A 26,685-nucleotide genomic window follows, 5' to 3' on the forward strand; every position below is an offset into this window, starting at 1 on the left:
AAAAATGTTTTAAAATTCAAAGAAAATATTAAAATATTTTTAGTAATTAAACATTTTAATAGAATATCTCGATAAGTATGACCTTATTATACCAAAATATTTTAAGATAAAAGAAATTAAAAAAATTTTTTTGGTAAGCAAAGATTTTAGGCAAAAATTACTAGGCAAAAAAATTTTAAAAAAATGCTTGGTCTAAGAAAAAATTCTGTTATAATAAACTCACTAAGAATAATTAATGAATTTTATATTGAATTAAGGGGGAATTAGTTATGTTTTTTGTCTAATGTGCTCTGATATTGCGAATTTTCCGCCATATTTTTAAATATGATGCAATGCCATAAATTTAACCGTTTAGAAATCTACAAATTTATGGCTTTTTCTTTCGGCTCTTTCAAAACTTCACATATTTTTTTAGGCTCAATTTAAATAAAAACGAGTTTTCTATTTGCATTGAGTTTAAATAGTATTTGTATTTTTTATGGTTTTTGTCAGTGTATCCATAAATTGATTTTTTACAGTGTTTTAGCTAAAAAAGTAGTTTAAAAATTTCATAATTTTGCTTTTTAAGGTAAAATTTTAGCTTTTTTAGTTTGTCTTATTTTATTAATAAGTAGATTTTGCATTCGTGAGCGTTAGATTTAAAATTTAGTGTTTTTGCCTTGATAGTTATTTTTTCTGAGTTTGCCAAAAAAGTTAAAAAAGTGTCCAAAACTAAACCAGGACACTTTTTTAAGATCATCTCATCAAGCTGGGAAACTCGCCAAAATTAATCCGCACAAAATTTTTAAAAAAATGCTTGGATCAAAATAAAAATATTGTATAATATCAATACTTTGGTTTTATTATGGGTTCTTTCAAAACTTAATAAAGGTTAGTTTCAAACTTTGAGCGCGTTTTTTGCTATTAACAGTTCTTCGTTTGTTTTGATTACGAAAATGTCAAGATCTGATTCTGGTGCTGAAATTTTTTCAATAGCGGCAAATTCTGGAATTGGTCTTGAATTTAGTTCTTGATCAAGAACTAAATTCAACTTCGGTAATTGAATTTTTGCAATTACCGAAGCGCGAATTAGTGCTGAATTTTCGCCTACCCCACCGGTAAAAACTAAAGCTTTAATGTTTTTACCAACCTTATTAATATAATTAATTAGATAGTCGACAATTTTTTGCACATAAACTTCAAGGGCAAAACTTGCATCTTGATTACCGTTATCTGCAGCAGAAATGACATCCCGAAGGTCAGAAGAAACGTTTGAAAGTCCTAAAAGTCCTGATTGTTTGTTTAAAAGTGTGTCTAAATCAGTGAAGGAAAAATGAGCTGTTGTGCCTAGGTAGGTTAAAATTGAGGGGTCTACATCGCCGCTTCGGGTTCCCATGGCAACACCTGCAAGTGGCGTCATTCCCATTGAAGTATCAACTGAAGCCGAATCTTTAACAGCGCACAAAGAAATCCCATTCCCAATGTGCATGTTTACAAAATTAACTGAATCAGAATTATAGATTTTTTCAACTTGTGTTGTTATATATTTGTGAGAAATGCCGTGAAATCCGTATTTTCTTATTCCGTACTTGTTTGCTATTTGGGCATTAATTGGATATGTGTAATTAACTTTAGGGATACTTGCATGAAAAGCGGTGTCAAAACTTGCTGATAATTTTGCTCAAGGAAGTAATTTTTTAATAGCACTAATAGTTGCGAGCGCCCCTGGGTTGTGTAAAGGTGCAAATTTTGCTGCTTCTTGAATTTTTGCTATCGCTGAATCATCAAGGCGAGCTGGAGCATTGAAACTTGCACCCCCATGAACAATTCGAAATCCAACAAGCTCAAATTCTTCTAGGTTTTGAACTAAATTATTGTCTTTTCAAAGTTGAATTTGACTCTCTAAGGCATCAGAATGAGTTGGAAAATCTTTGCTCAAGTTGTAGCTTTTCTCGTCAAATGTCATTTTGATTTTGCCTTCTTGAAGTCCAATTCTTTCGATTAGACCAACTCCGAGCAAATCTAATGTATCTTTTTCAAAAATTTGTCATTTAATTGAGGATGAACCAGCGTTTATAACTAAAATTTTACTCTTCATTATTTATCCTTTTCAACTTGAAGTGCGCTAATTAGTGCGGTGTAAAAAACGTCTTCGACCGTTGCTCCACGTGATAAGTCATTAATAGGAGCGGCAATTCCGGTGATTATTGGTCCTATTGCCCCAAAGCCACCAAGTCTTTGAGCAATTTTGTAGCCAATATTTCCGGCATCAAGATTTGGAAAAATTAAAACATTCGCATTTGTAGCAACATTTTCACCATATTTTTGGCGACGTACCTTATAGTCAAGAGCTGCATCTAGTTGAATTTCACCATAAGCTTCAATTGGTGAGGTTGCATTGAACATTTTTACAGCTCTAGATACGGCATCAGATTGAGGTGATTTGGCTGATCCTTTTGTTGAAAATGATAAAAAAGCCGGTTTAGGGTCAAATCCAAGTTGAATTGCAAAGTCAAGTGCGTTTTTAGCAATATCAGCTAATTGAGTTTCGTTTGGTAAAATATTTACCGAAATATCACTAAATAAGTATTTTTCATCACCTCGATGCATTATCATTACGGAAGAAATTGTTTTAATATCTGGTTTTGGTCCGATAATTTTGAATGCAGCTCGAAGAATTTCTGCAGTTGGATAATTAAGTCCGCCTATTACAGCGTCAACTTTTTTGTTTCGAAGAAGCATTGTCCCGTAAAATGCATTAGAATCAAATTGGGCGACAGCTGATTCTAATGTTTCTTTGTTTTTACGGATTTTTAAAAATTGCTGTATAAAAGTTTGTTTTTCTTCTTCGTCAACTAAATATTGGTCGATTTCAAGATTCCCATATAATTCGTCAACAAGTAAAATTGGTCTAACTAAATTTTTAGCTTTTAATTGCTGAGCGGCTTGAATTGCCCGTTCATCATGTCCGTCAATAATTAAAACTGAACGTAGACTTTTAGTTTCATTTTGTTGTTTTAGTCGTAATTCAAGATAATTTTGGTATGTCATTTTTTCCTTTCAAAGGTCAGTTTTGATCAACTAGATTTAATTTTACAAAATTTTTTTTATTTTACTAAAAAAAAGATCAATAAATTAGTGGAGAATAACTAGTTATTTTAATTTTTTATTAGTTTGGCAAAAAAATATATTTCAAGAACATATATTTCAAATAAATAAGAATTTAAAAAATGAAAGTTAAGAATTTTAAAAATAAACTTAAATCTTTTGTCTTTAAATTCATTAATTAGCAAAAAGATCTACTATTTCCCTTCTATCTCAATAAATTTTTTGCTTTTATAACCACGAAAATCTACTCTTGCAATTTCATCATAATATTCAGTTCAATCATTAGAATCTCAAGAAAAGAGAGCGTGTTCTTGTAAAATTAATTCTTTTTCTTGTTGACTATATAAATTAGTATTTTCTAGAAAGTCTGTAAAATACCCAAATTCATGGTCTGTTCCTTTTAGAAATTTATTCAACGCATCCCGATATAAAATTAATTCTTCCATAGATGATCCAATCACATTTTTAGTTAAATTATTTTGCCTTGGTGATCTAGAAACAAAGAACGCCGGATCCTTGCCATCACGCAGAAAAATATCTTGTTCAAGTTTGACCAATTTTTGTTTGAAATAATATTTTAAAATTTCGTATTTACCTCCATAAATATCATCATACAAATTTGAATGACCAATTCAGTAATAAATTTTTTCACCATCAACATTCAATAAAATGAAATTTTTCAATGCAATCGGCAAAACTCATGCATCGCCTGCTCCATAGGCAGGGTAGTAATATGGTTGAAATCAAAAAACTGGCTTTTTTGAGTCAAATTGAGAAATTATTTCATCAAAAAGCCCGTATTCTTGACCGTCAAAGTAAAAAATTTCAAAATTTTCAAGTTTTAATTTTGCTCAGCTTGGCAGAATATAAAAATCAGGTATATCGGGATAAAAATCTAGTTCTTCAATTCAATATTTTGGACCAAATAAAATTTGCAACAAATAGATTAATTCGATTTTATTTGTCCAATTATTCGCATGATCATAATAAGTTTGGCCGTCTTTACCAAAAAGTTCGCTACAATACTTTCGATATTCTGGACCAAATTTATCAAATCAACTAAGAATAAATTTATCACGATTTTCAATGTTTAAATTAAGCTTTTTAATCCCATATTTTTCAAATTTTTTAAGCAAATTTTCATAAGTTTCAAAAGTAAATACATTTTGAATTGGTTCGATTTGGGTTTTTTCGTCAAGATTATAATTCTCTTTTAATAACAAATTGTAGATATTTTCTACATTTTGTCCTAAATATGCTTTATTTATATCTACAAACTCTGAATTATATTCATATCTATTTGATAAAAAATCAAAGATTTTTTCGTGGTAATTTGCTAAATTTTTTGGCTCTGCATAAGGAACACTTTCCTGAATTTCCTTAATAATTAAAGCTTCAATTTCTCTTAATTCAGTTTTTGATTTAAATATTTTTGAAAATACAGCCGGATAAGAAATTGAAAATTCGCATTTTCCAATATTATCAAAGTTTTCAAAGACAACAACAACCTCTTCAAAACCTTTACCATCGTGCAAGCCATATGAAGAATAAAGTTCAGAGATAAGATCAAGATTTTCTTTTCCATTTTTATCACAATATTCATTGTTTGCTCAACCACCAATTAAACACCTAATATCATTATAAAAACCAAATTTATTGAGTTTTTTGGAAAAAAATGCACTTTTTGGGATATCTTCTAGTTTTAAATTATAAACATAATCTTCTTGTTTATAATTTAAACTAATAATTCTTTCAATTGGATTAGGATTGAAGCGCTCGGAAAGGTAATTGTACAAAAAAATTGGAAATGGAAAACCATCATTATCATATTTACAATCAAGCGATAATTTAACATCATTCACAATCATGTTTCGAATTGAACAACGACTTTTAATATTAATTTCTATATATTTTAATTTAATTAATTGTTTTTTTGCCTTGGTTACTAAATCTAATTGCTTCTCCATATAAAAAATGCACCTTTTCAACATTTAACATTTTTTTTCTTGGTATAAATTCATTCTCTTCGAATTTTCCTTCTATCATTCTTGCTCTCCTTACATGATAACTGGGAAAATATATTTTTATGTATGATGGTATATTTTTATTTTTATTTTTATTTTTATTTTTATTTTTATTTGGATCATCAATATCAAACTCATTTTTAGGGTTAGCTCAATCAATAGCATCGCTAGCTAGACCTTCTCCAACAACAAAGCGATCCTTAGTGAAACCAATATCTTTATTTAAATTATTAGTTGGATCTCATGACCATCTATTTGCCACTATCAAATTTGCTGTATATTTTGTTTTTTCAGCCAAACTTTTCATAACTGGTTCATTATATGAATAAAAATCAATAGGTGAATTTAGTTTGTTTTCCATATTTTTACGGTCTCCTTTATTTTTATTCATTTTATCTCTTACTGAACTAGGTAGCAAGCTATTAATAATAATTTTGGTTAATTCTGATTGGGCTAGCAAACTTCCAACCGCTCAAAGTCACGCGGCAGGTTCTGGAATTGCTTGTTTACTAATAACAAAATAAGGTTCTAACTCTTCACCGTGAAAATTAAAAAATCAGGCGGGGTGTATTCCAGTGTATTGTCTTAATTTTTCCTTTTCTTTTGCTTTTACAATAGAAAGTTCTAAAGCCGCTATATTTGCTATTGATTTAATGCTAGGCTCACCTTTTGCTTTTGGCAATTTATCTAAGTCAACCACAATTGAGCTTTCAGTTCTTCAAGTAACAGGGTTATTATTAGTTGGCTCATGAACAGGGGTATAATCATCTGACGAATAGTAACTTTCACGGTTCCCAAATCATCTACCTACATCATCAACAACCTTTGGAAAAGTTTCCACAACTACCGCAGCAGCTGTGGAAACTGCTACTGCGGCAATGGCAGCTGCGACAGCATTTGAAATAAATGGAATAAAAGGCAAAAGGAAAAAGAAGGTTTTTTCAACCCGAGTTTGATTTTTAAGCTCTCTAAAGTCAAAAACATAACCTTCTAATTTTAGTTTTGGTATACCTTCTTCAAAATAGAGTTCAGCTTTTTTGTTAACAAATTCAAGTGAAGCACTATTTAAAATTACCTCACCTTCTTGATTAATTTGAATCTGAATATCATCTAGATTAGGTGAGTCTGAATTAGTGCTTGTTTTGTTTAGATGTGTTTTGGCTTTTTTAATATTTGCATTAATAACAAGCGAATTTTGTTGGTTTTTAGTTGAAACAATTTGGACAAAATCATCAAAATTTACCGGTTTTTTTGAATTTAATAGATTTATATCACGTGTTTCAAGTTTAAAGTCTGAATAGGTTTTTGTATTTTGAAAATGTCAAAGCGGACCAAAAACGCTTAGTGTCAGTGAAGTGAAAGCGAAAATATTAGTGATAAACTTAAAAAACTTTAATTTTTTCTTCATGTTTTTGACTTTTTTCAATTAAATTTATTAGTATTAAAATTTTAACATATACTAAAAACTTTTTAGGAAAAATACCTAAAAAGATTGTATTTTAAAAGAATAAGTTATTATGTTAATCAATTGCTAAAAATAAATTACACTAAAATTCAGACACATTTCCTGAGTTTGCCAATTTAATGGCAAAAATTCACTTTTTATTGAATATAAATTTGCAAAAATACCGGTAAATCCTTGTCTTTTGACCTAAAATCTTAATTTTTATTGTTTTAAAATTGATCTTTTGCAAAAAAAAAAAATGCTTGGTCAAAAATAAAGTTATGTTATAATCAACCTTACTAAGAATAATTAATAAATTTTGATATTGAATTAAGGGGGAATGAGTTATGTTTTTGCCATAAAAAATCAGAAAATGCGAATTATCCATTATATTTTTAATATGATGGAATGCCTTAAATTTAACCGTTTAGAAATCTTCAAATTTATGGCTTTTAGTTATTGTTCTTTCAAAACTTCATATGTTTTTTTAGGCTCAATGTAAGTAAAAACGAGTTTTCTATTAACATTGAGTTTAAATAGTAGTTGTATTTTTTTATGGTTTTTGTCAGTGTTTTAAACTAAAAAGCAGTGTTTAAAAATTTCATAATTTTGCTTTTTTAGTTAAAACACTAGCAAGAATTAAGACAGAGGGTTGAATTTAACACTTCAAAGCAGCATTTTTGCAAATAAACATAAATTCAACTGATAAAATTGCTATTTTTAAATAGATAAAAATGAAAAACAGGTTATGAATTTTAAAAATAAACTTAAATCTTTTGTCTTTAAATTCATTAATTAACAAAAAGATTTACGATTCACCTTCTATCTCAAGATATTTTTTACTTTTATAACCGCGAAAATCTACTCTTGCAATTTCATCATAATATTCTGTTCTATCATCATTATCTCAAGAAAAGAGAACGTGTTGTTGTAAAATTAATTCTTTTTCTTGTTGGCTATATAAATTAGTATTTTCTAGAAAGCGTCTAAAATACTCAAATTCATGGTCCCTTTCTTTTAGATATTTATTCAACGCATCCCGATATAAAATTAATTCTTCCATAGATGATTCAATCACATTTTTATCTAAATCAATTTGCCTTGGTGATCTAGAAACGAAGAAGGCCGGATCATTGCCGTCACGCAAAAAAATATCTTGTTCAAGTTTGACCAATTTTTGTTTGAAATAATATTTTAAAATTTCGTATTTACCTTGATAAATATCATCATACAAATTTGAATGGCCAATTCAGTAATAAATTTTTTGACCATCAACATACAATAAAATGAAATTTTTCAATGCAATTGGCAAAATTCATGCATCGCCATCCCCATAGGCGGACTTGTAATATGGTTGAAATCAAAAAACTGGCTTTTTTGAGTCAAATTGGGAAATTATTTCATCAAAAAGGCCATATTCTTGTCCACCAAGGTAAAAAATTTCGAAATTTTCAGGTTTTAATTTTGCTCAGCTTGGCAGAATAAGAAAATCAGGTTCATCAGGATAATAAAAATCTAGATCTTCAATTCAATATTTTGGACCAAATAAAATTTGCAACAAGAAGATTAATTCGATTTTATTTGTCCAATTATTCGCATGATCATAATAAGTTTGGCCGACTTTAGCAAAAAGTTCGATGCAATACTTTCGATATTCTGGACCAAATTTATCAAATCAACTAAGAATAAATTTATCGCGACTTTCAATGTTTAAATTAAGCTTTTTAACCCCGTATTTTTCAAACTTTTTAAGCAAATTTTCATAAGTTTCAAAAGTAAATACATTTTGAATTGGTTCGATTTGGGTTTCTTCGTCAAAATTATAATTCTCTTTTAATAACAAATTGTAGATATTTTCTACATTTTGTCCTAAATATGCTTTATTTATATCTACAAACTTTGCGCCATATTCATATCTATTTGATAAAAAATCAAAGATTTTTTCATGGTAATTTGTTAAATTTTTTGGCTTTGCATAAGGAACACTTTCCTGAATTTCCTTAATAATTAAAGCTTCAATTTCTCTTAATTCGGTTTTTGATTTAAATATTTTTCAAAAAATAGCCGGATAAGAGATTGAAAATTCGCATTTTCCAATATCATCAAAGTTTTCAAAGACAACAACAACCTCTTCAAAACCTTTACCATCGTATGAATCACATGAAGAATAAAGTTCAGAGATAAGACGAAGATTTTCTTTTCCATTTTTTTCACAATATTCAATGTTTGCTCAACCGCCAATTAAACACCTAATATCATTATAAAAATGAAAATTATTGAGTTTTTTGGAAAAAAACGCACTTTTTGGGATATCTTCTAGTTTTAAATTATAAACATAATCTTCTTGTTTATAATTTAAACTAATAATTCTTTCAATTGGATTAGGATTGAAGCCGTTGTTAAGGTAATTGTATAAAAAAATTGGAAATGGAAAATTATCATATTTACAATCAAACGATAAATCAACATCGTACTTAATCATGTTTGGAATTGAACAGCGACTTTTAATATTAATTTCTATATATTTTAGTTTAATTAATTGTTTTTTTGCCTTGGTTACTAAATCTAATTGCTTCTCCATATAAAAAATGCACCTTTTCAACATTTAACATTTTTTCTCTTGGTATAAATTCCTTCTTATCGAATTTTCCCTTTATCATTCTTGCTCCCTTACATGATAACTGGGAAAATATATTTTTACGTATGATGGTATATTTTTGTTTTTATTTGTATTTGTATTTGTATTTGTATCTTTACTTGTATTTTTATTTGGATCATCAATATCAAACTCATTTTTAGGGTCAGCTCAATCAATAGCATCACTAGCTAGACCTTCTCCAACAACAAAGCGATCTTTAGTAAAACCGATATCTTTATTTAAATTATTATTTGGATCAATTCACCATCTATTTCCTACCATCAAATTTGCTGTATATTTTGTTTTTATAGCCAAATTTTCCATAACTGATCTATTATATGAATAAAAATCAATAGGTGAATTTAGTTTCTTATCCATATTTTCGTGGTCTTTTTCATTCATTTTATCTTTTATTGAACTAGGTAGTAAGTTTTTAATAATAATTTTGGTTAATTCTGATTGGGCTAGCAAACTTCCAACCGCTAAAAGTCAGGCTGCAGGTTCTGGAATTGGTTGTTCACTAATAACAAAATGAGGTTCTAAGTCTTTACTGTGAAAATTAAAAAATCAGGCAGGATGGATTCCAGTGTATTGTTTTAATTTTTCCTTATCTTTTGCTTTTACAATAGAAAGTTCTAAAGCCGCTACATTTGCTATTTCTTTAATACTAGGCTCACCTTTTGCTTTTGGTAATTTATCTAAGTCAACCACAATTGAGCTTTCAGTTCTTCGAGTAATAGGGTTATTATCAACTGGTACAGAAACAGGGGCATAATTATCTGACGAATAGTAACTTTCACGGTTCCCAAATCATCTACCTACATCATCAACAACCTTTGGAAAAGTTTCCACAGCTACCGCAGCAGCTGTCGAAACTGCTACTGCGGCAATGGCAGCTGCAACAGCATTTGAAATAAATGGAATAAAAGGCAAAAGGAAAAAGAAGGTTTTTTCAACCCGAGTTTGATTTTGAAGCTCTCTAAAGTCAAAAACATAACCTTCAAATTTTAGTTTTGGTACGCCTTCTTCAAAATAGAGTTCAGCTTTTTCGTTAACAAATTCAAGCGAAGCACTATTTAGAATTACCTCACCTTCTTGATTAATTTGAATCTGAATATCATCTAGATTAGGAGAGTCTGAATTAGTACTTGTTTTGTTTAGATGTGTTTTGGCATTTTTAATATTTGCATTAATAACAAGCGAATTTTGTTGGTTTTTGGCTGAAACAATTTGGACTAAATCATCAAAATTTACCGGTTTTTTTGAATTTGATAAATCTATATCACGAGTTTCAAGTTTAAAATCTGAATAGGTTTTTGTATTTTGAAAATGTCAAAGCGGCCCAAAAACACTTAGTGTAAGTGAAGTGACAGCAAGAATATTGGTGATAAACTTAAAAAACTTTAACTTTTTTTTCATGTTTTTCCTTTTTTTAATTAAATTTTTAGTATTAAAATTTTAACATATGCTAAAAACTTTTTAGGAAAAATACCTAAAAAAACTGTAGTTTAAAAGAATAAGTTATTATGTTAATCAATCGCTAAAAGAAATTACACTAGAATTCAGGCACATTTTTGCAAGCAAACATAAATTCAACTGACAAAATGCTATTTTTAAATAGATAAAAATGAAAAACAAGTTATGAATTTTAAAAATAAATTTAAATCTTTTGTCTTTAAATTTATTAATTAACAAAAAGATCTACGATTTTCCTTCCATCTCAAGATATTTTTTACTTTTACGACCGCGAAAATCTACTCTTGCAAGCTCTTCATAATATTCAGTTCTATCATCATTATCTCAAGTAAAGGGGCCGTGAACTTCTAAAATTAATTCTTTTTCTTGTCGGGTGTATAAATTAGTATTTTCTAGAAAGGGTTCAAAAAACCCAAATTCATGGTCTATTTCTTTTAGATATTTATTCAACGCATCCCGATATAAAATTAATTCTTCCATAGATGATTCGATCACATTTTTGTCTAAATCAATTTGCCTTGGCAATCTAGAAACAAAGAAGGCCGGATCCATGCCATCACGCAAAAAAATATCTTGTTCAAGTTTGACTAATTTTTCCTTAAAATAATATTTTAAAATTTCGTATTTAGGTAATGTTAAATATTTTGTGTTTTTAAAGTAAATTTATTTTGATAAAATTTATTATGAAGGACCAAAATATGAAAAAACAGCAAAAAACATTATCCCCATTTGAGTTAGAAGCTAAAAAACTTGTTGACAAATACGCTGATTATAAAAAAATAAAAAAAGAAGATTTTCACAACGAAATTTCGCATATGTTTAAAACTTTTACTGAGGCGCTCTTAAGGGCGGAATTAAGCCAACATTTAGGCTATGAAAAAAGTAACCGAAGCAAAAAAGGCGTGCATAGGCCAAATAAGCGAAACGGATTTTCGGACAAAACTGTGAATTATAATCATAATAGTTTTCGTCTAAAAATACCAAGAGATCGAAATGGCACTTTTGAGAACAAATTACTCGGTAAATACGAAACAAATTTAGGCGATATCGAAGAGCAAGTGTTTTCACTTTTTGCATCAGGAATGTCATATGAAAATATTGTTAACACAATAAAAAGTATCTATAAAAAAGAAATAAGTAATGCCTGAATTTCTTCAGTTACTGACAAATTATTGCCTGAAATTGAAAAGTGAAAATCGCGAAAAATTGAGAATTCCTATCCAATTTTGTACATTGATGGGATGTTTTTTAATGTTAAAGAAAACGGTGTTTTTGTCAAAAAATCACTTTATCTTATTCTTGCAATTGATTGGGACGGAAATAAAAAAGCACTGGGATTTTGGATTAAAAATACCGAATCAGCAAGTAATTGACTTGATGTTTTTAACGAACTAAAAACTCGCGGGCTGGAAGATGTTCTAATAATTTCTTGCGATAATCTAAGCGGAATTAGTCAAGCAATTGAAGCGGTTTTCCCGCAAACAGATGTTCAAAAATGTGTTGTTCACCAAATTAGAAACTCGCTTTTAAAAGTTTCTAACAAAGACAAAAAAGAGTTTGTCCTTGATATGAAAAAGATTTATCAAGCGGCTAATCAAGAATTTGCAATGCAAAATCTTGATAAATTTGCGGAAAAATGAGGCCAAAAATATCCTTCAATTATCAAGTCTTGGTATACAAATTTCGTTGAACTAACGACATTTTTTAAATATCCATATGAATTGAGGCAAGCAATTTATACGACAAATTTAATTGAGTCAATGAATAGAATAATTAGGAAAAATACAAAAACAAAAGGCGGAATTCAAAGTGTAAATTACCTTTCAAAAATAACTTATTTAACTCTCCAAAACGCATCTACAAAATGACAAAAGGTAAGAAATTGATTCATGATTAAAAAACAATTAGAAATTATTTTCCCTAATCGGTTAAATAATGTAAAATTAAATTAGATTACATTTCTATTTGAAAAATCCATAAAAATTTAAAACACAAGATTATGAACACACCCCGTATTCATAAATATCATCATACAAATTTGAATGGCCAAATCAGTAATAAATTTTTTGATCATCAACATACAATAAAATGAAATTTTTTAATGCTATTGGCAAAATTCATGATTCTCCCGCACAAAAGGCGGACTTGTAATATGGTTTGAATCAAAAAACTGGCTTTTTTGAGTCAAATTGGGAAATTATTTCATCAAAAAGGCCATATTCCTGCCCGTCAAAGTAAAAAATTTCAAAATTTTCAAGTTTTAGTTTTGCCCAACTTGGCAGAATAAAATAATCAGGTACATCGAGGTAAAAATATAGATCTTCAAATTCATATTTAGGACCAAATAAAATTTGCAACAAATAAATTAATTCGATTTTATTTGTCCAATTATTCACATTATCATAATAAGTTTGGCCTCTTTTACCAAAAAGTTCGATACAATATTTTCGATATTCTGGGCCAAATTTGTCAAATCAACTAAGAATAAATTTATCGCGATTTTCAATATTTAAATCAAGCTTTTTAATCCCGTATTTTTCAAATTTTTTAAGCAAATTTTCATAAGTTTCAAATGTAAATACGTTCTGAATTGGTTGAATTTGGGTTTCTTCGCCAAAATTATAATTCTCTTTTAATAAGAAATTGTAGATATTTTCTACATTTTGACCTAAATATGCTTTATTTATGTCTGCAAACTCTGAATTATATTCATATCTATTTGATAAAAAATCAAAGATTTTTTCGCCATAATTTGTTAAATTTTTTGGCTTTGCATAAGGAACACTTTCCTGAATTTCCTTAATAATTAAATCTTCAATTTCTCTCAACCTGCTTTTTGATTTAAATATTTTTCAAAAATAAGCCGGATAAGAAATTGAAAATTCGCATTTTTCAATATCATCAAAGTTTTCAAATACAACTACAACTTTTCTAAGAGCTTTACCATCCCGTAAAGCAGGTGCAGAATAAAGATCAGATTTATAAACAACATTTTCTTCTTCTTCTTCTTTTATTTCACAATATTCAAGGTGGCGACAGTCGCCAATTAAACACTTAATATCATTATGAAAATGGAAATCTTTGAGTTTTTTGGAAAAAAACACACTTTTTGGGATATTTTCTAGTTTTAAATTATAAACATAATCTTCTTGTTTATAATTTAAGCTAATAATTCTTTCAATTGGATTAGGATTGTAAGTGTGTGTAAAGTAATTGTATAAAAAATCTGGAATTTGATAATACTTATAAAGACAATCGGACGTTAAATCAATATCATACTTAGTCATGTTAGCAATTGAACAATGATTTTTAATATTAATTTCTAAATATTTTAATTTTTTTAACTGTTTTTTTGCCTTAGATACTAAATTTGCTTGGTTTTCCATAAGAAACACTCACATTTTGGATATTTAACATTTTTTATTATTAATATTGTAATTTATAAAAAAGAAGATTTTTCAACACAAATTTGGTTTTGCAGTTCTTAAATTCAACAACATCCCTTTCAAATTTTAGTTTTAGCACACTTTTCAGAATGTAGTTCACTTTCTTTGTTAAGAAATTCAAGTAAAGAGCTATTTAAAATTAGAAGGCATCTTGATTAATTTGTGTTTTAATATCATCTAAATTAGGGGTTAAATTAGTGCTTGTTCTGTTTAGATGTGTTTGGTTTTTTAATATTTGGATTGACAACAAGCGAATTTTGTTGGTTTTGGCTAAAAAAATTTGACTAAATTATCAAAATTAGTGGTTTTTTGACTTTAATAAATCTAAATCACGGACTTTTACTTTAAAATCTAAATAGCTTTTTCTATTTTAAAAATGCCGAAGCAACCCTAAAACACTTAGGTTTAATCAAGAAAAAGCGACAAAATTAGCATAAACTTAAAAAACTTTAACTTATTCTTCATGTTTTTCCTTTTTATATACAATATTAATTCTTTATTACTATAATTATACCATATATTAAAAATTTTTTAGGAAAAAATACCTAAAAAATTGTTTTTTAAAAGAATAAGTTATTATGTTAATCAATCGCTAAAAATAAACCGCGCTAAATTCAGGCATATTTTCCTGAATTTCCCAGTTTGATGGCAAAAATTCACTTTTTATTGAATGCAAATATGCAAAAATACCGGTAAATCCATGTTTTTTACAACAAAGCTTTAATTTTTATTATTTAGAAATTAACCCTTAGCAAAAAAAAAAAAATGCTTGGTCTAAAAAAAATTTCTGTTATAATTACACACACTAAGAATAATTAATAAATTTGGATTTTAGAATTAAGGGGGATTTAGTTATGTTTTTGTCGTAAAAAAATCAGACAGCGTGACTTTTCTGTCATATTTTTAAATATGATGCAATGCCTTAAATTTGACCGTTTAGAAATCTACAAATTTATGGCTTTTAATTATGGCTCTTTCAAAACTTCATATATTGTTCTTTCAAAACTTCATATATTTTTTTAGGCTCAATGTAAGGTAATGTTAAATATTTTGTGTTTTTAAAGTAAATTTATTTTGATAAAATTTATTATGAAGGACCAAAATATGAAAAAACAGCAAAAAACATTATCCCCATTTGAGTTAGAAGCTAAAAAACTTGTTGACAAATACGCTGATTATAAAAAAATAAAAAAAGAAGATTTTCACAACGAAATTTCGCATATGTTTAAAACTTTTACTGAGGCGCTCTTAAGGGCGGAATTAAGCCAACATTTAGGCTATGAAAAAAGTAACCGAAGCAAAAAAGGCGTGCATAGGCCAAATAAGCGAAACGGATTTTCGGACAAAACTGTGAATTATAATCATAATAGTTTTCGTCTAAAAATACCAAGAGATCGAAATGGCACTTTTGAGAACAAATTACTCGGTAAATACGAAACAAATTTAGGCGATATCGAAGAGCAAGTGTTTTCACTTTTTGCATCAGGAATGTCATATGAAAATATTGTTAACACAATAAAAAGTATCTATAAAAAAGAAATAAGTAATGCCTGAATTTCTTCAGTTACTGACAAATTATTGCCTGAAATTGAAAAGTGAAAATCGCGAAAAATTGAGAATTCCTATCCAATTTTGTACATTGATGGGATGTTTTTTAATGTTAAAGAAAACGGTGTTTTTGTCAAAAAATCACTTTATCTTATTCTTGCAATTGATTGGGACGGAAATAAAAAAGCACTGGGATTTTGGATTAAAAATACCGAATCAGCAAGTAATTGACTTGATGTTTTTAACGAACTAAAAACTCGCGGGCTGGAAGATGTTCTAATAATTTCTTGCGATAATCTAAGCGGAATTAGTCAAGCAATTGAAGCGGTTTTCCCGCAAACAGATGTTCAAAAATGTGTTGTTCACCAAATTAGAAACTCGCTTTTAAAAGTTTCTAACAAAGACAAAAAAGAGTTTGTCCTTGATATGAAAAAGATTTATCAAGCGGCTAATCAAGAATTTGCAATGCAAAATCTTGATAAATTTGCGGAAAAATGAGGCCAAAAATATCCTTCAATTATCAAGTCTTGGTATACAAATTTCGTTGAACTAACGACATTTTTTAAATATCCATATGAATTGAGGCAAGCAATTTATACGACAAATTTAATTGAGTCAATGAATAGAATAATTAGGAAAAATACAAAAACAAAAGGCGGAATTCAAAGTGTAAATTACCTTTCAAAAATAACTTATTTAACTCTCCAAAACGCATCTACAAAATGACAAAAGGTAAGAAATTGATTCATGATTAAAAAACAATTAGAAATTATTTTCCCTAATCGGTTAAATAATGTAAAATTAAATTAGATTACATTTCTATTTGAAAAATCCATAAAAATTTAAAACACAAGATTATGAACACACCCCAATGTAAATAAAAATGAGTTTTCTATTTTCATTGAGTTTAAATAGCAGTTGTATTTTTTTATGATTTTTATCAGTGTATTAAACTAAAAAAGCAGTTTAAATATTTTATAACTTTGCTTTTTTAGTTTGCCTTATTTTATTAATAATTAGATTTTGCATTCATGAGTCTTAGATTTAAAATTCAGTGTTTTTGTTTTGATAGTTATTTTTTCTGAGCTGGCCAAAAAAGTTAAAAAAGTGTCCAAACTAATAAACCAGGACACTTTTTTAAGATTATGTCATCAAACTGGGAAACTTGGGAGGCACATTTTTGCAAGCAAACATAAATTTAACTAACAAAATTACTATTTTTAAATAAATAAAATGAAAAAAGGTTAAATAAATTTCTCAATAGATTTGATTTTTATTCAGCTTTTTCAATTTTAGCTGAGTCAAAATTATCAAACAAATCAAATTTATCAACTTTAGAAATTAAGAAGTAATTAATATAAGGGAAAGAAACAAATATTAATATTTGTGTAATAAAAATTAGAAAACTACCGATATTTGTAAGCATTAAACCATTATCAGCAAAAACTCCGGCACCAGAAGAAGAATGAGCTTGTGTTGCAACGGCATAAATTTGTGAATAAATAAAGGCGGCAACGGCAATTAGAATTAAACTTGAAGAAATTATTGCTGAAATTCAATATAATTTTGGGTTAATTTTACGCTCAATTGAATTAGGATACTTTATTTTTTTGCGTGAATAGGCGACAATAATTGCCATATATACACCAAAGAAAATTAGTGAAGGGAAATTGGACATCGAATCAACAATAACATCACTACCAAATCCAATTCCTGTTCCATCTTTTTTTGGAAGTTTAATGGCTAGCGAAGGAATATAAATAACAAGCGCCCAAAACACTAATGTAATAAAAAGATAAAAAATTGTAACTTTTTCGTTAGAATATTTCTTTTTTAAACTATGAGCGCCAACAATTGCATTTAATTTTACAAGGTCTCTAACTTGATTTACAAATGCAGCATTTAAAGAATTAGCTACACCGTATGTTGAAATCAAAAGGAAAACAGCCACAAAAATAGTAATGCCACGGGCTGCATTAGCCGGGAAAACGTCACTAATTAGACCTGAAATTGTTCCCTTATTATGCAGCGCTGATGATAAACCAATAAGAGTGTAAACGCTAGCAATTAAAATCATCCCCGCTGTAATAATCAAAGGGACTCTTTTACTTGCTTTTTGAACTTTATTATGAATTGAACCAACTGAAAGAAATGAATCATAAGCAAACAAAACCGCTGGAAGTGCAAGCACTAATTTTGAAAAATCAAAACTATTTTTTTCAGTTACTACAAAAGCACTAGAACCACCAGCATTATGAGTTGTTGGAAAAAAAATCCCAGCAAAGACAGCAATAATTAATGGAACAAATTTTAAAACTGTTGAAACAAGTGCAACATATCCAGAAAATTTAACAGAAACATAATTTGTTGTTACAAATAAAATAGTAAAAAAAGCACCTAATAATATGTGAGCCCAAAACGGAAATGAAAAACTAGAGCCACTAGCTGTCTGAAAAAACCAAATTGTAATTTCAGACGAAAATATTCCTAAAATTAGGCTTAGCATCCCTAAATAATAAAATCCGTAACTAAATAAGACAAAATAACCACTTTTTTTGCCACCAATTTGGTAAGACCAGTTTGCTAGCCCATTTAGTTTGGTTTGTTTTAAAAAGCTAATTTCAGAAAAACTAATTGCAGCAAAAAGCGAAATTATTCCTCCAATAATTCAAGCAAAAAGTCATGCATAACCATTATTATTAGTGGTTGCGGCGATGCTGTTATTTTTGAAAAAAATTCCGATTCCGACAACTGAGCCAACGAGCATCGATAAGGCTGCAAAAAAACCAAGTTTTCGGGCGCTTTGAATTTTCATGAGATTCCTTTTTGATTAATTGTAAGTTGATAAAATTTTAAATATTTAAAAATTATATTGTATAATTTACAAAATCAAAGCAATTTTTTCAATTTAACATCTAAAAAATTGCTGTTTTATAATTAATAGAGAGATATATTATGAAAAACTTATCAAAATATCTGTTTTATTTAGGTTTTCTAAGTCCTTTTGTAGTTATAAGTTGCACTTCGCAAATTCAGTTCGTAAAAAATAATCCGCCAAAAGTTGGAAATAATTCGCCAGAAATTGAAACTAATCCACCCAAAGTTGGAAATAATTCGCCAGAAATTGAAACTAATCCGCCCGAAATTCAAACTAATCCGCCCAAAGTTGAAGATAATTTACCCAAAGTTGAAACTAAACCACCCGAAATTCAAACTAATCCGCCCAAAGTTGAAGATAATTTACCCAAAGTTGAAACTAAACCACCCGAAATTCAAACTAATCCGCCCAAAGTTGAAACTAATGAAGATAAGAAAAAACAGCCAGAAAAAATTGATTCATTAAAGCCGGATTCTAAAATAACAACTGACACGGAAGTTAAAACTGAAACCGGAAATGATATTGAATCAGATGAACAAAATCAACCAATTTTTGATTTTGTTCAAGTAAACAATAAATCAATTCGCAATTTCCGCACAGATTTATTATCAAATCTTACAGAAAATGATTTTAAAGCCTCAAACAATCAAGTTTCAAATTATAGCCGCTATTTTCTTAGAAATTGGGAAAATGTTGTTAAAAAAGAAAACCAGAACACCTTTCTTGGGCAGAAAAATGATAATTTAAAAGTTTATTTGCTTAATAAAATGAATCCAAATTTAGTTGCTAGTATTGCGGCTAAACAAAATCATTTTGCTTATTTTAACCGCCCCGCTTTAGGAAATTATTATAATTTACCTTGATTTGGATTTAATTCTGATAGTCTTGAGCAAAAAAGATTTTCCAATATTTTTACAAGAAACATGCGTTTTGCGTCTGGGACAGGCATTTTTTTAAATGCAAATGCCGAAAAAGCAGCTTTTTTGACTAATGCTCACGTTATTCATGTAGGAAATAGCAAAATACCTTTTTGAAAATTAATGAATAAAAAGGTTGGCCAAAATCAACTAAATGCAAAACTAATTAAATTTTTACAATATTATGATGATTTTAAGATAAAAGAACTGGATAATCGCATTTTATTTCGCCTTTTTGAACAAGAAGAAAAAATAAAAAAAGGAGTACCTAACTTACCATTTAGTTTCCAAAATAATGCAGAAATTAATCAATATATGGAGGATTTGTATCAAAATTATTTCGAACTGGCTGAATGAGACAATTACGACTTTGACATTGCAGTTTTTTATTTTAATTATTCAAAATTTATAAACGATGTTGATAAACTTATAAAATTTTTTAGTGACCACCAACAAAATTTTATAAATTCAACTCACTCGCTTAATAATGGGAAATTCCAAAATTTTATCAAGGATTTTGCTGAATTTAAAAAATATTGACAAAAAATTTCAAAATTTCCACCGTTGAAAATTTCAGACCGGATTTGAGAGGATGGTGATTTTGACTATACAACAAAAATAGGGATGTTTTGGGCAAATAATTTATTTTCAAAAAATGTTTTTAAAGGTATAAATTTCCGCCGAGATGCTAATGACCCTCGTTTAGTTGCCGCTAATTTTTTTGCAACAAACGGACCTGGAGCTTCAGGAAGTGGAATTTTTAATGCAGATGGCAGCCTTGCTTTTATTAATCGTTCAATTTTAACTGTAAATGGCAATGTTCATTCGCTTTTTTATGATCAATTCGGGCTGACATCCCACTTAACTTCCGGAATTGCCTTAAGAGCAAGAAATTATAATTTAGTTGAAAGAATTTTGAAACTTTACGTAAAATAAAATTCAGCTTTTTTTTGAGGTTCAATTCCAACCTGAATTTGACAGTTAGATGGCAAAAATTCACTTTTTAGTGAATATAAGTAGGCAAAAATACCCGTAAATCCGGGTTTTTTACCTATTAAAATCAACCTTTTGTAAAAAAAAAAAAAAAATGTTTGGTCTAAAATAAAATTATGTTATAATTAACGACACTAAGAATAAATTAATAAATTTTGATATTAGAATTAAGGGGGAATTAGTTATGTTTTTGCCATAAAAAAATCAAAAAATGCGAATTATCCATTATATTTTTAAATATGATGGAATGCCTTAAATTTAACCGTTTAGAAATCTATAAATTTAAGGCTTTTAATTATGGCTCTTTCAAAACTTCACATATTTTTTAGGCTCAATGCAAATAAAAATGAGTTTTCTTTTTGCATTGAGTTTAAATAGTAGTTGTATTTTTTTTATGATTTTTGTTGTTTAGTCCATAAATTGATTTTTCCAGTGTTTTAAAATAGGTAATTAACTTTTGCCAAAAAAGTTAAAAAAGTGACCAAAAAAATCGGACACTTTTTTAAGATTATCTCATCAAACTGGGAAACTCGGGAAGAGCAAAAAATTATAATTTAGTTGAAAGAATTTTGAAAGTTTATGTAAAATAAAACTCCCCTTTTTGAGATATAACTCAAAAAAGGGGAATTAGTTATTACTATTCTTCTTTTTTATAAAACGGAATAATGTGAATGTGTGTGTGAAAAATTGTTTGTTTTGCATCTTTTTCGTTATTAACTTGAAGTCTAAAACCAGTTGCGCCAAGCTGCTTAACTTGTTCTAATGCTAATTTTCTTGCAATTTTTATTAAATAAGTAAGATCTTCATCAGAAATGTGAAACAAATTTCGTGAATATTTTTTAGGCACAACTAAAAAATGACCAGGTGAAACCGGAAACTTGTCGAAAAAAGCGATAACTTGATCATCTTCAAAAATAATTTTTGCTGGTGATTTTTTTGCAATAATATCTAAAAATAATGTTGTATTTTCCATTTTTTCCCTAAAATTTTCTAACAATTAACTAATTTTTACAATTGGATCCTTAGATTCGATTTTATATCCAATTGATTCAAAAAAGTTTTTAGCATCACGGAAAATTCCGCCTTGATCAGCAAGATATAATGAATAAGCTAGTTTTGTTTTTTGTTCTTGGGTATTTCAAGGTGTATTTTCAAGCGAAAAGTAGACTTGTTTTGTGTTATTTTCTTCAACTATTTTATCATATAGAGGAGCTAATTTGTTATAATATTTGACCGATATTTTGGACAAATCAGAACTAACCGCCGCAATTCCATTATCAATTTTTGGTAAATTTTGACCTTCAGCATTTATTTGAGGATTATAAAAGACTTTATTTTCATCCCAACTAACATCAACATTGTAATAAAATTTTGATGAATTTATGCTAATTTCGACAAGAACACCAACAGCAAATTTATTAGCATCATTATCTTTTGTCGGAATTACGTTCTTAATTTTATATGATATTCCTGGAATCTGAGCAGGAATTTTGATCTCAAAGTCAGAAATTTGGACTTGATCTTTAGTTTTTTTACGGTCAAAATTTGGACTTAGCTCAACAGGATACATTTTTGCTTGATTAATTAAGTTAAAATTCTGGAAATCCTTAGCTGACCAAAGAAGATTTGAAGCTGGATCTAAAAAACCAGATTTAGTTTGACCTTGAATTCTCAGATCGTTAAATTGGAAGGATAAATCACCTAAAGAAGCATTTTGACGGTATAAAATTCCGGCATATCCAAGCAATAATGTTGTATCAATCTCGTCATTTTTTCCAAGTTTTTCAAATTGTTGCTCTTTGCGAGTTAATCTAGAATTAATATTTTCACTACGTAAAAGTGTGTTAAAAGTATTAGTATCTTTAATTTTTAGTTGTGAAAAAGTACTTATACTATTTGGGTCGCTTGATTCAAATTGCCAAACTTGAACCGGATTTTTTGTTAACATTAAGTGAATTAGAAAGAAATCTGGTGAATTTGGATCAATATTTTGAAAAATTTGCCGTGATGTAAAGGATGTTCTTGTTGAAATACCATCTTTGTAAATTTGAGAATCTTTAATTAAATTTGGCTGATCAAGTTGAGTTAAATAAGCCTTAACTAGCAACATTTTATTTATTTCACGGGCAATTCCGGTTGAAAAATTATTGTATAAAACAATAAAAGCTTGATCATTAAAAGTCTTATTATAACCAGCCTGAGGTGATAAAAGTGCAAAATCACTTGCTGAAATTGCATTAGTACTTTGTAATTGGGCAATTAATTTTAAACTATAAGTTGGATCCAAACTAATTTGGTAGTTTTGGTAAAAATCAAAAGCTGCTTTTGCTTGGGTAAAAAATTGCGAATTTGTATTTGTAAATTCGCTAGCAAGTGAATTTGAGCCTGTTTTGAAAATATTTTGGGCTAAAATATTTTCAACAAAGGCATTTTCAACAAAATTCTTAACATCATTTGAACTTAGTTTTCGATCTTCATCAAACCTTTCGGAGGAATTAACACTAACGGCGCAAGAAACTAAAGTGCTAAAAGATGTACCTAAAACTAAGAAAAACGGTAATTTTTTTAAAAATTTGTTTTTTTTGGGGTGATTTTTCACAAATTTTCCTTTCAACTAGTGATTAAATCGAAAAAGACTTTCAAGTTTGTCAATTATCGCCTGGCGCAACTCTTTTGATGGATCGGCTTTCAATTCTCAACGTTCTTTTTGATTATTATATCAAAAATCTGCGCTTAAATCGTTTAAAGTTGCATTGGAAATATAATCTTGTAACTTTTGGTTAATATTTAAAACTTGAGAAAGAACGTAAAAATTCAAAAAATTTTCTGACGATTGTAAAACTGAATTTAAAAAGTTGGTTTTTTCTTGCTCAACTGTTGTTTTTTTTGACTCTAAAAGTTGTTTTTGATAATTTGCATCACGAACTAACAGCGACTGAATAAAATTATTATTCGAAATATCGGCAAAAAGTTGGCTCATGTTTATTGTTGAATTTTGTTTTGAGTCAACTTGATTATTAGCACTTAATTGCAATTGGTGCGAAATTATTTTGTTAAATTCTTCAAGACTGCTAATTTTATTTAAACTCAAAACTTTCATCCCTTTTGAATCAAGCACTAATTTCAAATTATCACCTAAATTATAAACTAAATGAGTACGATTATCATTTTCATCTGCACCAAAAGTTTCTAAAAATGCCTTTCCTGCCTGAGCCAGTTCATTATCAGAAAGCCCTTGAATGTATGAATGAAGACGTTGATTTAAACTTCTAATTTCACTAATTGGCTTAGAATTTAGCTCAGATGGATCAACAAGCAAACTTTGGGCATTTTTAAAGAGCAAATCTTTAAGTTTTTCCATTAAAGTTTTGCTAAAAAGTTTTTGTTTTGGTCCGCCTGAGGTTGAATTTTCTAAAAAAGCAAAAATATAACCAGCTTCATTATTTGTTAGAGTTTGGCTAAGTGAAGCAATCGGAAGTTGTCCTAAAATTTCAGCACTTTTTTTGTTATTTTCATAATCCAGAGTAGAAAGTAGAATTTTATCTTGATTATTTTGAGTTGGATCAGTAGAATTTCCACCTTTAAAATTTTCAATTAATTCCAAATTATTGCTAACTTGCTCAGCAAGTGATGATTCAGAACTTGTTTTTAAAACTTTATAAGTTAAAAGTTCTTGGAGAGTTTTTTTATCAACAGTTCACGGAGATTTTGCATCTTTTGTATTTGGTTTTGCATTAATTGAAATTTGTGAAATTTCAAAAAAGTTGAAATTTCCGGCCAAAGGTGCTTTTGGATCAAAATAAATTTCGTTAATTATTTTAGTCGGATTTACATATTCTTTAATAAAAGAGTTAGTAATAAAAGCAGAAATTTTAGGATCATTTGATGCTGAGGTCGGATTTGGACTAACAATATTTGGCCCAAAGCCGTTTTTGCCAATCTCAATTAAGTTAGCAAATAATTTTTCGCCTTTTTTATAAACTACTTGTCCTTTTTCGTCCTTAATATCATCTTTTAAAATTCGATCTTCGATATCACTTTTAGTAAAATTTTTATTAATTCCCAATTTAAAACGGGCAAAAGCGACATTTTGTGCTGCATTAATTGAAAGGGCTTCAACTGCTTGATTAATATTAACGGCATTATTAAAACGTGGATCTGAATTTAAATACTTATTGAATTCAGTTTCTCAATTATTAAAGCCAAAAGTGGTTTGGTATCTACTACGCTCATCATTAAGAAAATTTCGTTGGGATTGACGTATTTCTTCAAAGGATTGCAATGTAAAGCGGCGGGAATTTCCTTGAGTTTTGTCAGTGTTTGTGTTTTCCCAGGCTGCTTGAAAAACTTTGGATGCTTCATATTCTTGATTATATAAAAATTCAATTAAATATTTTTGAGCTTCACGGAGATCATCGCGCTGTTTTGAATTGTCAGATTTAAAAACACTCAATAATTCTTCAACTTTGATATTTTTGTCTGCAATAGGGGACTTAAGAATTACTATATCGGATTTAGGATCGCGGATTTCTAGATTAGTTTTAGAACCACTTGAATAAGACAAAGGAATTCCAACCCCAAGGCCAATTACAGTTAAAAAACCGGCAGTCAAAGTAATTGGAATTCAAACTTTTTTAGCCTTAGCTGGCGCTTTTTCTTGTGGTTTTTTTCTTGAATCTGAATTCAAATTGGCAATCTTTTGAAATATATTTTGCTTTTTCATAAATAAATCCTTAATTTGTACTAAAACTCAAAATTATATTATAATTTAGTAATATTAAAAAACATTTTTTCAATTAGAAAAAACACTTATTAAAATATTATATAATTTTAGCATTTTTTATATAATTTTGCTGAAAATATTGCAAATTTGGTTTAAATATGTTCTATAAAATTGCTTTTATCGATCTTGATGGTACCCTTTTAGACATTGGAAAGGGCAAAAATGCCCAAATTTCAGATACAAATTTGCATTCAGTAAGAAAATTATCTAAGGAATGTAAAATTGTAATTTCAACAGGAAGAAAATTTTCAATTGATATTATTAATATTGGCAAAAAAATTTCTGCAAATTTTTATGTCTGTCAAAATGGCGCTGAAATTTATGACCAAAATTTAAATTTAATCTTTGAATCCTCCATTAATCAAAAAATTGTAGAACAAATTCTCGCTTTTGCAAAAAAATGAAATGTTTCAATTTCATTTGATTCAAAAGTTATTTTTTCGCCTTCAAAAAGTTTTTTGCATTTTCTTTCAAAATTTTTTTCAAATTTTGAAGTAAAAAACATTAATAAAGTTGACTTACCAAAAAGTGTCAAAAAAATTTTGATTATTTCACCTAATATTTTTAAAATAAGTAAATTTAGAACATTACTTGAAGAATTTTTTTCTGAAAAAATCCAAGTTTATACTATTGAAAAGGGATTTGTTATTGAAATTACCGATTTTAATGCCTCAAAAGGTCAAGCCGCCGTTTTTATCTCAAAAGTTACTAATATCTCGCTAAATTATTCATTTCATATTGGTGATTCTGAAAACGACATTTCAGCAAAAAATGTTGTCAACACCTTAATTTTGATGAAAAATTCACCCAGAAAACTAAAAAAACACGCTCATATTATCGGCTATAAAAGGAAATTCGGGGTAGCAAAAGCGCTTGAAAATTTCATTTTCAAGCCAAAATCTATTGCCATAGTTGGGTTTTATGCAAGTGGAAAAACAACTTTTTTGAAGGAAGTTGAAAAATTTGGATATTCTGTTTTGTATACAGATGAATTTTATTTTAAGTGTTTTTTAGAAAATAACCCTTGTTTTGAAATAATTAAAAAGTTTAAACCTGATTTTATTCATGACAACATCCTAGATAAAAATAAACTTCGTGATTTTATGGTTGAAAGTCAGCAAAATCGTGACTTTATTGAACAGAAAATCTATCCAATTTTAGAAGAACATTTAAAAACCAATTATTACCATTTTGTCGAAATACCTAATTTATGGACAAAAAATGCCGATTTTCAGGCGTTTTTTTGAAAAACTGTCTGAATTAGCGCTTCGAGGAAACAACTACTTTTAAACATTAAATCCAAAAAGGTCAAAAAAGAAGTTTGAGAAAAAAACCAGGCATTAAATGGCAATAAAATAAAATTTTATAATGTCAAAATCTCAAATTCAAGGTGAAAAAGGCCATCATTTTTCCCAAAATTTTTCACAAAAATTTTTAAATAGGGCTACAAT

The 26,685-nt window shown here is 28.3% G+C and carries 14 protein-coding genes and 2 pseudogenes; 4 read left to right on the top strand and 12 right to left on the bottom strand.

The genetic code is table 4. The features are described 5' to 3' along the window. Positions 1-871: 871 nt before the first annotated feature. The 7 genes and pseudogenes from V3249_RS02565 to V3249_RS02595 form a co-directional block, all read right to left on the bottom strand. A complete protein-coding gene (locus V3249_RS02565; RefSeq protein WP_337902449.1) occupies positions 872-2,077 on the bottom strand; it encodes an acetate/propionate family kinase in 1,206 nt (401 codons plus the stop codon). After that, complete coding sequence (locus V3249_RS02570) at positions 2,077-3,030, bottom strand: phosphate acetyltransferase (protein ID WP_337902450.1); 954 nt, start codon at positions 3,028-3,030, stop codon at positions 2,077-2,079. Before V3249_RS02570 ends, V3249_RS02565 begins: the two co-directional genes overlap by 1 nt. Before the next feature lie 251 nt (positions 3,031-3,281). Further along, entirely contained in the window at positions 3,282-5,054 is a 1,773-nt protein-coding gene (locus V3249_RS02575; RefSeq protein ID WP_341517457.1) for a hypothetical protein, read from the bottom strand. Further along, complete coding sequence (locus V3249_RS02580) at positions 5,005-6,519, bottom strand: hypothetical protein (RefSeq protein WP_341517458.1); 1,515 nt, start codon at positions 6,517-6,519, stop codon at positions 5,005-5,007. Before V3249_RS02580 ends, V3249_RS02575 begins: the two co-directional genes overlap by 50 nt. A gap of 844 nt (positions 6,520-7,363) precedes the next feature. After that, complete coding sequence (locus V3249_RS02585) at positions 7,364-9,136, bottom strand: hypothetical protein (RefSeq protein ID WP_341517459.1); 1,773 nt, start codon at positions 9,134-9,136, stop codon at positions 7,364-7,366. 72 nt (positions 9,137-9,208) lie between these two features. Then, a complete protein-coding gene (locus V3249_RS02590) occupies positions 9,209-10,612 on the bottom strand; it encodes a hypothetical protein (RefSeq protein WP_341517460.1) in 1,404 nt (467 codons plus the stop codon). Between the two features lie 282 nt (positions 10,613-10,894). Continuing rightward, positions 10,895-11,296, bottom strand: a pseudogene (locus tag V3249_RS02595) (hypothetical protein); the annotation flags it as partial. Positions 11,297-11,367: 71 nt separating this feature from the next. Here V3249_RS02595 and V3249_RS02600 point away from each other — a divergent pair. After that, the gene (locus tag V3249_RS02600) at positions 11,368-12,621 is read left to right on the top strand and encodes an IS256 family transposase (protein ID WP_341517461.1); all 1,254 of its coding nucleotides are present in this window, start codon (positions 11,368-11,370) and stop codon (positions 12,619-12,621) included. A 63-nt stretch (positions 12,622-12,684) separates the two neighbouring features. Here V3249_RS02600 and V3249_RS02605 read toward each other — a convergent pair. After that, positions 12,685-14,055: pseudogene (locus V3249_RS02605) on the bottom strand (hypothetical protein); the annotation flags it as partial. Between the two features lie 1,164 nt (positions 14,056-15,219). Between V3249_RS02605 and V3249_RS02610 the strand changes: the two are divergent. Beyond that, a complete protein-coding gene (locus V3249_RS02610) occupies positions 15,220-16,473 on the top strand; it encodes an IS256 family transposase (RefSeq protein ID WP_341517461.1) in 1,254 nt (417 codons plus the stop codon). Positions 16,474-16,936: 463 nt separating this feature from the next. Here V3249_RS02610 and V3249_RS02615 read toward each other — a convergent pair whose 3' ends face one another. Beyond that, entirely contained in the window at positions 16,937-18,478 is a 1,542-nt protein-coding gene (locus V3249_RS02615) for an APC family permease (protein ID WP_313359033.1), read from the bottom strand. A 140-nt stretch (positions 18,479-18,618) separates the two neighbouring features. Here V3249_RS02615 and V3249_RS02620 point away from each other — a divergent pair, with 140 nt between their 5' ends. Then, positions 18,619-20,394, top strand: a complete 1,776-nt coding sequence (locus V3249_RS02620; protein ID WP_337896913.1) for an Mhp366/Mhp367 family surface (lipo)protein — start codon at positions 18,619-18,621, stop codon at positions 20,392-20,394. A gap of 694 nt (positions 20,395-21,088) precedes the next feature. Here V3249_RS02620 and hinT read toward each other — a convergent pair. From hinT to V3249_RS02635, 3 genes are read right to left on the bottom strand one after another with little or no spacing between them, the layout of a single operon-like run. After that, the gene (gene hinT / locus V3249_RS02625; RefSeq protein ID WP_044283894.1) at positions 21,089-21,424 is read right to left on the bottom strand and encodes a histidine triad protein HinT; all 336 of its coding nucleotides are present in this window, start codon (positions 21,422-21,424) and stop codon (positions 21,089-21,091) included. Between the two features lie 24 nt (positions 21,425-21,448). Continuing rightward, positions 21,449-23,050, bottom strand: coding sequence for a HinT-interacting membrane complex lipoprotein P60 (locus V3249_RS02630; protein WP_337896882.1), 1,602 nt, complete (start codon positions 23,048-23,050; stop codon positions 21,449-21,451). Positions 23,051-23,065: 15 nt separating this feature from the next. Next, positions 23,066-25,174 (bottom strand): HinT-interacting membrane complex protein P80, encoded by a 2,109-nt coding sequence (locus V3249_RS02635; protein WP_337896881.1) that lies wholly within the window; start codon positions 25,172-25,174, stop codon positions 23,066-23,068. A gap of 158 nt (positions 25,175-25,332) precedes the next feature. Between V3249_RS02635 and V3249_RS02640 the strand changes: the two genes are divergently transcribed. Next, positions 25,333-26,676 carry an HAD-IIB family hydrolase gene (locus tag V3249_RS02640; RefSeq protein ID WP_337902523.1) on the top strand — a complete coding sequence of 448 codons (1,344 nt, stop codon included), beginning with the start codon at positions 25,333-25,335 and terminating at the stop codon, positions 26,674-26,676. The last annotated feature ends 9 nt before the right edge of the window (positions 26,677-26,685 follow it).

It is taken from the genome of Mesomycoplasma ovipneumoniae (genome assembly GCF_038095995.1).
Taxonomy (GTDB): Bacteria; Bacillota_I; Bacilli_A; order Mycoplasmatales; family Metamycoplasmataceae; genus Mesomycoplasma; species Mesomycoplasma ovipneumoniae_F.